Genomic DNA, 11,713 nt, shown 5'->3' on the forward strand with positions numbered 1-11,713 from the left:
TCAGCAAGGAGTTCTCGTGCCTGTCATCACTCGCGACGTCGTGATCGTCGGCGCCGGGCCGTCCGGCCTGACCGCCGCCACCGAACTACACAAGGCCGGTCTGACCGTGGCCGTGCTGGAGGCTCGTGATCGAGTCGGCGGACGCACCTGGACCGGCGACATCGAGAACGCGATGATCGAGATCGGCGGCCAGTGGCTGTCCCCGCATCACACCGCCGCCCTCGAGCTGGTCGAGGAACTCGGCCTGAAGACCTTCTCCCGCTACCGCGACGGCGAATCGGTCTACCTCGCCGCCGACGGCACCCGCCAGCAGTTCACCGGCGACGTCTTCCCCGCGCCCGCCGACACCGCCGCCGAGATCGACCGCCTCATCGGGCTGCTCGACGGGCTGGCCGCCGAGGTCGGCGCGGAGCAGCCGTGGGCGCATCCGCTTGCGGCCGACCTGGATGCGATCCCGTTCAGCCTGTGGCTGGAGCGGCAGTCCGACAACGACTACGCCCGCGAGACGGTGGCGTTCTTCGTCTCCGGAGCCATGCTGACCAAGCCCGCACACACCTTCTCGACGCTGCAGGCACTGCACATGGCCGCCGCGCAGGGGTCCTACACCGCGCTGGCCACCGACACCTTCATGCTGGACAAGCGGGTCATCGGTGGCATGCAACAGGTTTCGCAACGCCTGGCCGCCGCCCTCGGCGACGATGTGCACCTGAATTCGCCGGTGCGGAAGGTGCGATGGTCCGAGAACGGCGTCAGCGTCGTCGCCGACGGCGATCTGGAGGTGCGCGCGGACCGCGTGGTGCTGGCGGTGCCACCGAACCTGTACTCCGGCATCAGCTTCGATCCGCCCATGCCACGTCGTCGCCAGCAGATGTACCAGCACATGTCGTTCGGTTTCGTGGTCAAGGTGCACGCGGTGTACCCGACCCCGTTCTGGCGCGCGAAGGGCCTGTCCGGCACCGGTTTCAGCGATACCGACATCGTGTCGGAGGTCTACGACAACACCAACCACGACGCCACCAACGGCGCGATGGTCGGCTTCATCGCCCACGAACAGGCCGACGCCGTGTTCGAGATGAGCCCCGCCGAGCGCAAACAGGCCGTGCTCGACTGCCTGGTCCGCTACCTCGGCCCCGAGGCCGCCGACCCGATCGTCTACTACGAATCCGACTGGGGCGCAGAGGAATGGACCCGCGGCGCCTACGGCGTCAGCTTCGACCTGGGCGGCATGACCCGCTACGGCCGCGACCACCGCGACCCGGTCGGCCCGATCCACTTCTGCTGCTCGGACCTGGCAGGGCACGGCTTCCAACACGTGGACGGCGCGATCCGGATGGGCCGCCGCGCGGCCGCCGCCATCGTGGCCGAGCGCAACCTCGTATAGCCACACCGTCACAACCGGTCTGTTCCCGGGTGTGCGGCGGCTCGGGCCGGACGCCGCACACCGATACCGGACACGGTGAGGGCACCGCCCTCACCTCCGGCCGCCCGGAGGTCGGCGGCGCGCTCGATCGCGCAGCTCACCCCTCGTCGCCGCCGTGAAATCGCTGGGCGTCCCGAAGCCGGTCGGTCGCACCAGTCGATTCCCACCTCCGGACAGGCGGCGATGGAATCCTCGAGCACTGCATGAGCATCCGCGGCGGAACCTCGATGTGGCGTACCCGTCGGCCCAACGCTAGCCGCCGCGGCGGAAGTCCTACCACCACGGCGCGCTGCGCTCGGCCTTGATCGAGGCGGGCATCCCCCGACCCCGCCCTCGGTCGTTAATTCGTCACAGTGGCGTATTGATCTGGACTGGCTGGATGGTGGAATCTGTTGCTATCGGGGCGAATTCGCTCCCGGATCAGCTCTCCGGTGTCGCGAGACGGTGGGATTTCGTGCATCCCGGCCTCGCCCTTCGGTACGCGCCGGGATGGGCCTCAGCCCGCGGGCTGGGTGCGCCCGATGCCTCGCCAGCCCAGCGGAAGCTGGACGCGGCCTGCTCGGATATCGCCGATGAGGTGGGTGTAGCCGTCACGAACTTCGCCGAGATGGACCCACGCGGAGTGCCGAAGCTCCTCGCAGTCGCTGTGCAGCACCGTCCACCACGCCTCGGCGTAGGTCTTCGCCACATGGCTGATCACCTCGCCGAAGGTGTGCGTGTGGCGACGGGCGCACCGGGCGTGGCGCGTATAGGACGCGGCCCAAGAGTTGATCTTGTCGATGACCTTCGCGATATCCGCGCACAGCGCCGCCTCGGTGACCTCCGGGGCATTGCGCTGCGGATTCAGAACCGCCGAAATCAGCGCGGCATGCAGATCGCCGAGTTCTCTCGCCCACGTGATGAGCGGGAACGGCTCGGTGAGCCGCCCGGCGATCGCGGCCAATAGCTGATCCGCCGACAGCAGAGAGACCGCGTCCGTCGCCGGATTCCCGTACGCCACTGCACCCGCATTCATCGGGGACCACACGTGGTGCTGCCGGAGAAGCGGGTTGTCATGCGATGTGTTCGGAGGCTCGTCGCTCAATGCCGGCCTCGGCGGAATGGGTGTGCTGATACATGGGCGGTAAGTCAACTTTTCGCGATGAATGGTCGAAGTAGAGAACGCGCCGCTGCGACTCGGGGCATTATGCTAATACTGACTGCGCACTCAGTCAACGATTGGTCGAGCAGGCGGTCGATGCGAGGGTGTCCGGGAAATTGGACGAGGAGGGGCGGGATCAGTGAGTGAACGTGCGGTGGGACCGGGAAAGTCGGGCGCGATTCTCGATATTTTCACGCGCCATGTCGCCGAGAAAGGCTATGACGGAACGAGTTTCAGCGGTGTCGCCAGCGAGCTGGGCATCTCGCAGGGCTTGATCGTCCACCATTACGGCACGAAGGCGCGGCTGCTGGAAGTTCTGCACGTTTCCTATATGCGGCGCCGTATCGATGAGGCGCAGCGCATCGTGTCGACCTTCGCCACACCGCCCGAGCAGCTGGCCGGGCTGTTGCACGCGGCCATGCTGTATCAGGTGCACGACCGCAACGGGACCGTCGCATTCCAGCGCGAGGTCGCACGGCTCGCGCAGGAGGATACGGATTCCGAGGGGCGCAAGCTGCGCAGGCATTACATCGGAATCCTGCTCGGTGTCCTCGACGCGGGTATCGCGTCCGGTGACTTCCGGCCCGTCGATACCAGCATCCGGAGCCTGCTCATTTTCGGTGCCGCGCAATGGGCGTGGACGTGGTTCGATCCGCAAGGGCGCAGATCTGCCGAACAGGTCGGTGCCGAACTGGTAGATCTCGCTCTCGGATCCCTGCTGGAGGACAGGACCTCGTTGCCGCGCCTCCGCGATCCCGAAGGCCAGGTCGTCGCAACGGTGATCGGCATCATCTCCACTGCCCCGGAGTCGTCCCGAGCAGTGCTGGGGGAATGACCCGGCGCCGACCTGAACCATGCCGACCTGAACCATGCCGACCTGAACCATGCCGACCTGAACCATTCGGGGTGCGGCAACTCGGCAGGGCTAGTCGAGGCGGGTGGCGGCCACGGCCCACACGGGCACGTGCACCCGGTTGTTCTTCAGCAACGGCCCGATGATCTGGAGTTGTTCCATCATCGGCTTCATCCGATCAGCCCATCCGGAGTCGTCGCTCATCTCCTTGGTCATGTAGGCGAACGTCTCCGGGCCGAAGTTGGCCTGGTAGGTGGTGGTTCCCAGGTGGTCGATGACCCACCCGGCCGCGGAAAGCACGCGGTCGAAATTCTCCGCCGGCAAACCTTCGAGCTGAACGCCGTTGACGTTGTGGCGGCCGAATTCGAACATGAACAGTCGTGCCCCCCGTCTGGTGGCGCGGTGCAGGGCCTGCGCGTACCGGATCTGGGTTTCTTCGTCGTCGAGGAACACGTGGTAGAAGGCGCTGTCGACGACGGTGTCGAAGCGATCCTCCAAGCCCTCGAGTTTGGTGGCATCGGCCACCTCGAAGTTCACCGTCACCTCGGCGCGCTCCGCGTTGCGCTTGGCCCGCTCGATGGCCGACGGCGACGAGTCGATACCGGTGACCGAGTAGCCCTTGGACGCGTAGTAGATCGCGTGATGCCCCGGGCCGGTTCCGGGGTCGAGCACCTCGCCCCGCACGGCGCCGTAGGCCACCAACTGCTGCACCACCGGCTGTGGGCCGCCGATGTCCCAGGGGATCAATGCGGGAGCGCCCGGTTCCGATGCCGTGTCGTGGTACAGGGCTTCGAAGTCCATCTGATCGTCGTGCTTCGGTTCGGTGCCCATGGCTCCTCCTTCGATTGCGGATGGGCAACACATGAAGGGTCGTGCCGGCGATGCGACGAATTGTTCCGATGCTGGGTCGTGAGTTCTCGGATCATCAGTTTAGTTGTTGCACCAACCGACGGTGGCCCGGTGCTGTTGTTCATTCCGCGCCCGGTGCCGAACATGCTGATCCGGCGAATGGAAACCCTTTGACGTATTTGGCTTTTGGTGAAATTTCTGATTCGACCGAAGTTGGCAATGGCCGATGCTGGATGGTGTGGAAACGGTTGCCACCAGAGCGGGTTGGTTCGGGTTGCTAACAGTTCCGCTCAGTGGGACACGGGCCGGGTGCCGTCCCGAAGGCTGGGTTACTGTCCGGTTGGTTCGATGATCAGCATCACATTCCGGGTAGCAGGGCTATGAAACTGACGTATTTGCTGTGGGGGGCCGAATTGAAGACACGCCTGCACGATGGCGAACTGCGGCGGGCGCTGTCCTGCTGCGGTGTCAGCGAACTGCAGGTGAATATCCGTGACGAGTACGTCGCCGCCGCCGAGCTGTGGATGTGCACCTATGACGCGCCCGTCGACGCCGTGGTGACGCTGCGTGGGGTCGAGGACCCCGATCAGATCACCGCGCTGCTGCGGCCGCTGGCCGATCGGCTCGACGGGTTCGTCGTCGACGAGCTCACCCCGTTGCGCCCGCCGCGCACCGACAGCGGTGTCCGCGCCGACGCACTGGCGCGCATCGCGGTGATGAGGATTCCCGCGGGGATGACCCGGGCGCAGTGGCTGGAGAACTGGATCGGCGACCACACCCAGGTCGCGCTGGACAACCAGGCCAGTCTGGGCTACATCCAGAATCCGGTGCTGGGCTCGATCACCCCCGACGGGCGGGTGGACGCCGTTGTCGAGGAACTGTTCCCGATGGCCGCGATGTCGGATCCGCACGCCTACTGGGGAAGCGGCGGTGACGACGCCGAACTCGAGCGGCGCTGTACCCGCATGCTCGACAGCATCGCCCGTTTCGGCGCCGACCGCGACCTCGACGTCATCCCGACCAGCCGCTACGTCTATTCGCTGCGCTGACCGTGCGCCGACCCCCGGCCGAGCCCGAGCCGGCGCCGGGGCCGGTAGCAGGTGGCGGTTTCGACCCGCACCGGGCGCCGAACCCTTCGAGCAGGTGGCTGTTCATGACTGCCCCTCGCGGTCGATGAGGACGCCCGGGTTGAGGATCCACGCGGGGTCGAGTGCGTTTTTGGTGGCGCGCAGGGCGGTGGCGAACGGTCCCGGTCGTTCCCGGTCGTACCAGGGCCGGTGGTCGCGGCCGACGGCGTGATGGTGGGTGATGGTGCCGCCGTTGGCGGAAATGGCTTCGGAGACAGCGGTTTTGATCTCGTCCCACTGTTCGACGGTGCTCCCCCACCGGCCGGCGGCGTACACACCGAAGTAAGGTGCGGGCCCGTCGGGATAGACGTGGGTGAACCGGCAGGTCAGCACCCCGGTGACACCGGTGGACCGGAACGCGTCGGCGGCCGCGGTCTCGATGGCCGCGCGCAGCTGGTCGAATCGATCCCAGGTGCAGGCGGTTTCGAAGGTTTCGGTGATCATCGACTGGGCGGCGAGGGCGTCGCGCTGATAGGGCATGCGCAGGAACGACGAGCGCCAGGTGTCGGACGGGTCGGCCTCGGATGCGGTGGCGGGCGCCTCGTCGCGGGTGCGGCCACCGAAACCGGCGCAGATCTCGACGGCGCGGCGCAAGGATTCGTCGACGGGGTGGTCGGCGGATTCGAACCCCAGGACCAGGACTCCCCCGGCCGCGAGGACCCCGGCGTTGAGGAACGCTTCGGCGGGGTCGAGCAGCCGGCAGTTGGCCGGGTTCAGCCCGGATTGGGCCAGGGTGCGGGTGGCGTCGACGGCGGCGCGGTAGTCGTCGAACAGGACCGAGGCCTTCGCGCGCCAGCGGGGCCGATCCTGCAGCCGCATCCACGCTTCGGTGATGACGCCGAGGGTGCCCTCCGAGCCGAGGAACAGGCGGTCGGGGGCCGGTCCGGCGCCGGAGGCGGGCAGCCGCCGCGATTCGCCGACCCCGGCGGGGGTGACGACGCGCATCGATTCGAGCAGGTCGTCGATGTGGGTGTAGAGGGTGGCGAAGTGTCCGCCGGCGCGGGTGGCGAGCCAGCCGCCGAGGGTGGAGAACTCGAACGATTGCGGGAAGTGCCGCAGGGTCAGGTCGTGGGGGCGCAGCGCGGATTCCAGTGCGGGCCCGAGGATTCCGGCCTGGATACGGGCCGCGCGGCTGGTGCGGTCGATCTCGAGGACCCGGTCGAGCGCGGTCAGGTCGAGCGCGACGCTGCCGGGATAGTCGCCGCAGTCGCGGGGTTCGACACCGCCCACGACCGAGGTGCCGCCACCGAAGGGGATGACCGCGAGTCCCGCGCCGGCGCACCAGTCGAGGACGTCGACCACGTCCTGCTCGGTGCGCGGGCGCACGACCAGGTCGGGGACATCGCCGATGCGGCCGAGCAGATTGCGCACGATATCGCGGAAGGCCTGGCCGTGGCCGTGCAGCACGCGGTCGGCGGTGTCGTAGGAGGCGATCCCGGCCAGGGCCTGCGGGGCGCGGGTGCGCGGTTGCGGGATCGGGAGTGCGGTGAGCTCGGGTGGCTGGTGGACGGTGAGGTCGGCGTCGGGCAGCAGCGCCGCGATCCGCTGGGTGAGTGCGCTGCGTTCGGCGCCGGTGACGGCGTCCTCGACGGTGCCCCATCCCCACCACGATCTGGTTGCCATGGTCGTATCCTCCACTCGCCACATTAATGACTGATCGGTAAATTACTACATGGTCAATAATGGCGGCGGCAAGAGGCACCATCGCGGACACCGCTGCGCGGCCACCGGATTCGAGTCAGGCGAACGCGGCGATGAGCCGGCGGGTGCGGGCCGCCAGCTCCGGCCCCGGCACCTGCGGATGCCGCTGCCACCAGTGGATCAACGCGGTCACCGCACCGATCCACACCTCGGTGAACGCCGCCAGATCCACCGGATCGGTGATCGCACGCGCGGCCATGAACACCGACATCGCGCGCGCGGCCTGCTCCTCGATCCGCGCGCGCGCCGCGTTCGCGGCCTCGGCGGCCGGGCCGGCGGCGGGATGGGTGCGATCCAGCAGCACGTTCCAGTCGTGCGGGCGGTGCTCGAGCGCGCCGAAGATCGCCAGCAGGGTCTGCTCGGCCATGGTCAGATCCGCGGTCCCCGACAGCACCGGCTCGACCGCCTCGGTGACGGCCCGGGCGGCCCGGTCCACACACGCGGCATAGAGCCCGTCCCTGGTGTCGAAACAGGTGTGCACCAACGCCTTCGACACCCCGGCCTGCTTGGCGACGGCCGCCATCGACAGACCCGCGTAGCCGACCCGCGCGATCTGCGCGGCGGCGGCGTCGAGGATCTGTTCCTCGCGTTCGGCGCGCGGCACATTCCTGCTGCCCGCGGTGCGTGCCATCTCAGCCCTTCCCGGATGCGGCGGTCACGACAGAGCCGTGATCAGGCGGCGGCTGCGCGCGATCATCGCCGCGGCGGATTGGTCGGGATGACGGATCCACCACGACACCAGCGCGGTGACCGAACCCATCCAGATATCGGTGACCACCGACAGATCCTGCGGATCGCCGACCCCGCGCGCCCGCATCACCGCGCCCGCCCCGTGCGCGGCCTGCGCGGCGATCCGCCGGCGCGCCGCCCGGGCGGCGTCGGCGGCCGGACCGTCGGCGGGATGACTGCGATCGAAGAGCACATTCCAGTAGTACGGGCGATGCTCGAGAACCCCGAAGATCGCCGCGAGGGTGTTCGCCGCCATCTCCAGCTCGGCCGGACCGGCGATGACGGTGTCGATCGCGTCACCGATCGCCGCGGCGGCCCGCTCCACACACGCCGCGTACAACTGGTCCTTCGTGCCGAAGTAGGTGTACACCAACGGTTTCGACACCCCGGCCTGGGCGGCGACCTCACCGGGATTCAACCCGGCATACCCGACCGCGGCGATACGTTCGGCGGCGATCTCCAGGATCTGATTCTCCCGCTCGGCGCGCGGCACACCCTTGGTTCCCGCCCTACCCATTCCACCGTCCTCGGTCACACACCCGGTCACCAGCAACCTACCGAATCGGCGACCACGCCCGGCCCACCCGCCATGCGCGCCGGGAACCGGGCGGACCTGTCGGGGTGGGCTCGCGACGTGGTCGGCCGCGCCGGCTCTCACGCGTGCCGTGCTGGACGCCGGGTGGCTACCGGCGAGTGGAAGCTGGTGCCGCCGAGGAGGATCGGTGGTTCGCGACCCGGGCACGAGACAGCCCCCTCCGGGCAGGTGCCGGGAGGGGGCTCGCGCACTGCGTCCGGTCAGCGGATGGTGCCGGCGCCCGGGATCAACGGCAGGTCCAGCGGGGTGACCCAGCCCGGCGGCAGGGCGTTGACCGCGGGCACGGCGTTGAGGGCGCGCATGCCGGTGGCCAGGCACCCGGCGACGGCGGGGGTGCGGCCGGAACCGTCGGTGAAACGGAACGAGGTCTCCTGCGAGATCGACGGGCTGCCGATGATGTCGACCCGGTAGACGTCGTCCTTGGTGCCCGCGGGCCAGTCCGGGGCGGCATCGAGGCCGATGCGGTTCACGTGTTCGAGGGTGATGACCTCGCGGCCGCGATACACGCCGTTGATGGTGAAGCGGATCGCGGCGACCGTGCCGGCCTTGATGATGCCCTTGGCCGAGGGCCGGTCCTCGGGCGTCACCCACTTGTCCCAGGTGGTGGTGATGGCTTCGAGTTCGATCCCGGCGGCGGTGGCGATCATGGGAACCGTTGCGCCCCAGGCCATCACGAGCATGTCGGGGTGTTCGAGCAGGGCGGTGAACTCGGGCGGGTGGCCGATGCCCATCTCGAATTCGTAGTCGCCCTCGTAGTCGGTGTAGTCGAGCAGCTCGGAGGCGCGCACGGATTCGACCTCACCGCACAGGCCCATCAGGGTCATGGGGAACAGGTCGTTGGCGAAGCCCGGGTCGATGCCGGTGGTGAAGCACGACGCCCCGCCGGCCGCGCACGCCTCGGTGATCGGGTCACGCCAGAACGCGGGCAGTTTGTCCATGTGCGGCCACACCCACGGGGTCATCGCGGTCGAGCACACGTCGATGCCCGCGCGCAGGAACGACCCGATGACGCGCATGTTCTCCTCGGCGAACGCCGCCGTCGGCCCGTAGTGCACGACCGCGTCCGGGCGCAGCGCGATCAGCTCCTCGACCGAATCGGTCGCGAGCACACCGGTTTTCGCGGCCCCGCACAGGTCCCCGGCGTCCTTGCCGACCTTGTCGGGATTGCTGACGCCGACCCCGACCAGCTCGAAGCGCGGGTGGCGCACGATCTCGGCCAGCACCATGGACCCGACCACGCCGGTCCCCCACAGCACGACGCGCTTGTTCACGGTTGCTCCTGTACTCATCGGTGGAACTCGCCGCAGTCGACGGTGAGCATCTGGCCGGTGACGGCGGTGGCGAGATCACTGGCCAGGAACAGGGCCGCGCGCGCGACCTCCTCGGGTCCGGCGAGGCGGCCCAGGTCGGTGGGTGCGGCCTTCTGCCGGTAGATGTCGTCGTGGGTGACCCCGGCCTGGCCGGCCAGCCAATCGAAATAGGCCTTGTTGATGTCCTCGTACACATACGACGGTGCGACCGAATTGACGCGGATGCCGCGCGGCCCGAGCTCGGTGGCCAGCGACGAAGCCAGGTGCGCGAGTGCGCCTTTGGACAGTTTGTAGCCCGAGTACTCCGGTTGCGAGCTGTAGGACACGCACGAGTTGAGCATGATGACCGACCCGCGCGAGCGTTCCAGCGCGTCGGCGAACAGCGCCGACAGTCGCAGCGGCGCGAACACGTTCGTCTCGTTGGCGTGGCGCAGCGCCTCCACCTCGATCTGGGTGATCGGGTACATGGGCGGGATGGCGAAGGCGTTGTTGATGAGGCAGTCGACCCGGCCCAGTGCGGCCAGCGTGGTCTCGACGAGCGCGGCGCGCTGGGATTCGTCGGTGATGTCGGTCTTGGCGACCACCGCGGCGCGGCCGAGGGCGCGGACCTCGTCGGCGTATTCGTGCAGGCGTTTCTCGGTGCGTCCGGCCAGCACCAGATCCGCGCCCATGCGGGCGGCTTCGATGGTGAGCGAATGGCCCAGGCCCGGTCCGACGCCGGAGACCACGATGACCTTGCCGGCCAGCAGCGGCACCGGCTGGTAGGTGTCGGCGGGGGTGACCTGCGGGGCAGCTGACACGACTCCTCCTCGAGTCCTCAGCGGTTACAGAATGTAACGACTTTGATGTGACAGACTGTATCGACTCCTGCCCGCAGCGACAAGGACGGATTTCCGTGACCACACGCCACCGGCTGGGCCCGCACCGCGACCCCGCGGTGGACACCGCGGTCCTCGACGCCGCCCGCGCCCTCGTCGTCGAAGCGGGCTACGGCGCCACCTCCATCGACGCCATCGCCGCCCGCGCCGGCGTCAGCCGCCCCGCCATCTACCGGCGCTGGCCCTCCAAGGCCCACCTCATCGCCCAGGCCGTGTTCCCCGACGTCGGATCCGCGGTCGTCGCCCCCGATCTGCTCGCCGAGATCCGCAAGGTCATCCGCGGCACCATCCAGCTGTTCGGATCGGCCGAAACCCGCGCCGCCATGCCCGGACTCATGGCCGAGATGCGCCAGGACTCGGGCCTGTACGAGAAACTGTCCGCCCGCTTGGACACCCCCACCCGCGACGAACTCGCCGACTACCTGCCCGGCGACGCCGAACGCCCGGGCCTGGACCCGAACACCGTGCTCGACACCATCGCCGGCGCCGCCCTGTTCGCCATGTGCATCCGCGACATCGACGACCTGGACGGATTCGCCACCTCCCTCGAGGACCTGCTGCTCTACGGCATCCTGGGCGCCCGCCCCGACACCGAATGACCCGGTGCGGCCTCACCTCCCGGCGAGACCGACACCCAGCCTCAGCGTCAGCGAGTCGAACAGCGGCCTGAATTCGATCACCTTGCCCTGGGTCACCCGCACGAAACCCCTCCGCCGACTCGATCGTCGCGCCCGTCGGCGGCGCGGACCGGAACTCGCCGCCATGGATGCCGCGCGGGGGCGACCCTGCACCTCATGGCGACCCGCCGCAACAACCCGGTGAGCCGGCCCGGTCGTCGCCCAGCGGAGCGAATTTCGGTGGGCGGAAAGGTCTTTCGGCGGTAGCGTACCCGCCAGGGCGGCCAAGACCGTGCACGCGCTGCTGATCGAGACCCCGCCCGCTCCCGCCGAGCTGAAATCGGTGCAGATCGGCGGCGATACCACCGGATCGGCGGGCGTGGTCGCGCAGGTCAGCGAGATCGTGGCCGCGCTGCGGCCCACCCGGGACTGCTGACCTGCCGCATTCGGGCCCGCGACACCCACTCCGCCCCTTACCGTCTGAGAAGGCTTC

General features: G+C 68.7%; 12 protein-coding genes and 1 pseudogene. 6 read left to right on the forward strand and 7 right to left on the reverse strand.

Annotation, left to right across the window (positions count from 1 at the left end; translation table 11 throughout):
* Nucleotides 1-16: 16 nt before the first annotated feature.
* Nucleotides 17-1,381 carry an NAD(P)/FAD-dependent oxidoreductase gene (locus ABZV44_RS05650; RefSeq protein WP_354832402.1) on the forward strand — a complete coding sequence of 455 codons (1,365 nt, stop codon included), beginning with the start codon at nt 17-19 and terminating at the stop codon, nt 1,379-1,381.
* 535 nt (nt 1,382-1,916) lie between these two features.
* Here the strand turns inward: ABZV44_RS05650 and ABZV44_RS05655 are convergent.
* Nucleotides 1,917-2,435 (reverse strand): hypothetical protein, encoded by a 519-nt coding sequence (locus tag ABZV44_RS05655; protein WP_354832404.1) that lies wholly within the window; start codon nt 2,433-2,435, stop codon nt 1,917-1,919.
* A gap of 265 nt (nt 2,436-2,700) precedes the next feature.
* Here ABZV44_RS05655 and ABZV44_RS05660 point away from each other — a divergent pair, with 265 nt between their 5' ends.
* Nucleotides 2,701-3,396, forward strand: coding sequence for a TetR/AcrR family transcriptional regulator (locus ABZV44_RS05660; protein ID WP_354832406.1), 696 nt, complete (start codon nt 2,701-2,703; stop codon nt 3,394-3,396).
* 6 nt (nt 3,397-3,402) lie between these two features.
* Nucleotides 3,403-3,456, forward strand: a pseudogene (locus ABZV44_RS05665) (pentapeptide repeat-containing protein); the annotation flags it as partial.
* Nucleotides 3,457-3,486: 30 nt separating this feature from the next.
* Here the strand turns inward: ABZV44_RS05665 and ABZV44_RS05670 are convergent.
* Nucleotides 3,487-4,215 carry a class I SAM-dependent methyltransferase gene (locus ABZV44_RS05670; protein ID WP_354833118.1) on the reverse strand — a complete coding sequence of 243 codons (729 nt, stop codon included), beginning with the start codon at nt 4,213-4,215 and terminating at the stop codon, nt 3,487-3,489.
* A 428-nt stretch (nt 4,216-4,643) separates the two neighbouring features.
* Here ABZV44_RS05670 and ABZV44_RS05675 point away from each other — a divergent pair, with 428 nt between their 5' ends.
* Nucleotides 4,644-5,312 (forward strand): hypothetical protein, encoded by a 669-nt coding sequence (locus ABZV44_RS05675; RefSeq protein WP_354832408.1) that lies wholly within the window; start codon nt 4,644-4,646, stop codon nt 5,310-5,312.
* 102 nt (nt 5,313-5,414) lie between these two features.
* Here ABZV44_RS05675 and ABZV44_RS05680 read toward each other — a convergent pair whose 3' ends face one another.
* From ABZV44_RS05680 to ABZV44_RS05700, 5 genes are all read right to left on the reverse strand, one after another.
* Nucleotides 5,415-7,013: an FAD-binding oxidoreductase gene (locus ABZV44_RS05680; protein WP_354832410.1), complete on the reverse strand. Its 1,599-nt coding sequence runs from the start codon at nt 7,011-7,013 to the stop codon at nt 5,415-5,417.
* A gap of 115 nt (nt 7,014-7,128) precedes the next feature.
* On the reverse strand, nt 7,129-7,722 hold the full coding sequence (locus tag ABZV44_RS05685; protein ID WP_354832412.1) for a TetR/AcrR family transcriptional regulator: 594 nt from the start codon (nt 7,720-7,722) through the stop codon (nt 7,129-7,131).
* 24 nt (nt 7,723-7,746) lie between these two features.
* Nucleotides 7,747-8,337, reverse strand: coding sequence for a TetR/AcrR family transcriptional regulator (locus ABZV44_RS05690; RefSeq protein WP_354832414.1), 591 nt, complete (start codon nt 8,335-8,337; stop codon nt 7,747-7,749).
* A gap of 278 nt (nt 8,338-8,615) precedes the next feature.
* A complete protein-coding gene (locus ABZV44_RS05695) occupies nt 8,616-9,704 on the reverse strand; it encodes a dihydrodipicolinate reductase (RefSeq protein ID WP_354832416.1) in 1,089 nt (362 codons plus the stop codon).
* Nucleotides 9,701-10,525, reverse strand: a complete 825-nt coding sequence (locus ABZV44_RS05700; RefSeq protein ID WP_354832418.1) for an SDR family oxidoreductase — start codon at nt 10,523-10,525, stop codon at nt 9,701-9,703. The genes ABZV44_RS05695 and ABZV44_RS05700 overlap by 4 nt, the downstream gene beginning before the upstream one ends.
* Before the next feature lie 95 nt (nt 10,526-10,620).
* Here ABZV44_RS05700 and ABZV44_RS05705 point away from each other — a divergent pair, with 95 nt between their 5' ends.
* Together ABZV44_RS05705 and ABZV44_RS05710 are read left to right on the forward strand one after the other, a co-directional pair.
* Nucleotides 10,621-11,202 carry a TetR/AcrR family transcriptional regulator gene (locus tag ABZV44_RS05705; protein ID WP_354832420.1) on the forward strand — a complete coding sequence of 194 codons (582 nt, stop codon included), beginning with the start codon at nt 10,621-10,623 and terminating at the stop codon, nt 11,200-11,202.
* Between the two features lie 310 nt (nt 11,203-11,512).
* Nucleotides 11,513-11,656 (forward strand): hypothetical protein, encoded by a 144-nt coding sequence (locus ABZV44_RS05710; RefSeq protein ID WP_354832422.1) that lies wholly within the window; start codon nt 11,513-11,515, stop codon nt 11,654-11,656.
* Nucleotides 11,657-11,713: the final 57 nt, after the last annotated feature.

Origin of the sequence: Nocardia sp. NPDC004860, assembly GCF_040609015.1 — a bacterium.
GTDB lineage: Bacteria > Actinomycetota > Actinomycetes > Mycobacteriales > Mycobacteriaceae > Nocardia.

Coding starts and splice junctions, on each gene's coding strand:
- ABZV44_RS05670 (WP_354833118.1), bottom strand. CDS start 4,215: ATGGACTTCGAAGCCCTGTACCACGACACGGCATCGGAACCGGGCGCT.
- ABZV44_RS05685 (WP_354832412.1), bottom strand. CDS start 7,722: ATGGCACGCACCGCGGGCAGCAGGAATGTGCCGCGCGCCGAACGCGAG.
- ABZV44_RS05655 (WP_354832404.1), bottom strand. CDS start 2,435: ATGAATGCGGGTGCAGTGGCGTACGGGAATCCGGCGACGGACGCGGTC.
- ABZV44_RS05680 (WP_354832410.1), bottom strand. CDS start 7,013: ATGGCAACCAGATCGTGGTGGGGATGGGGCACCGTCGAGGACGCCGTC.
- ABZV44_RS05690 (WP_354832414.1), bottom strand. CDS start 8,337: ATGGGTAGGGCGGGAACCAAGGGTGTGCCGCGCGCCGAGCGGGAGAAT.
- ABZV44_RS05675 (WP_354832408.1), top strand. CDS start 4,644: ATGAAACTGACGTATTTGCTGTGGGGGGCCGAATTGAAGACACGCCTG.
- ABZV44_RS05695 (WP_354832416.1), bottom strand. CDS start 9,704: ATGAGTACAGGAGCAACCGTGAACAAGCGCGTCGTGCTGTGGGGGACC.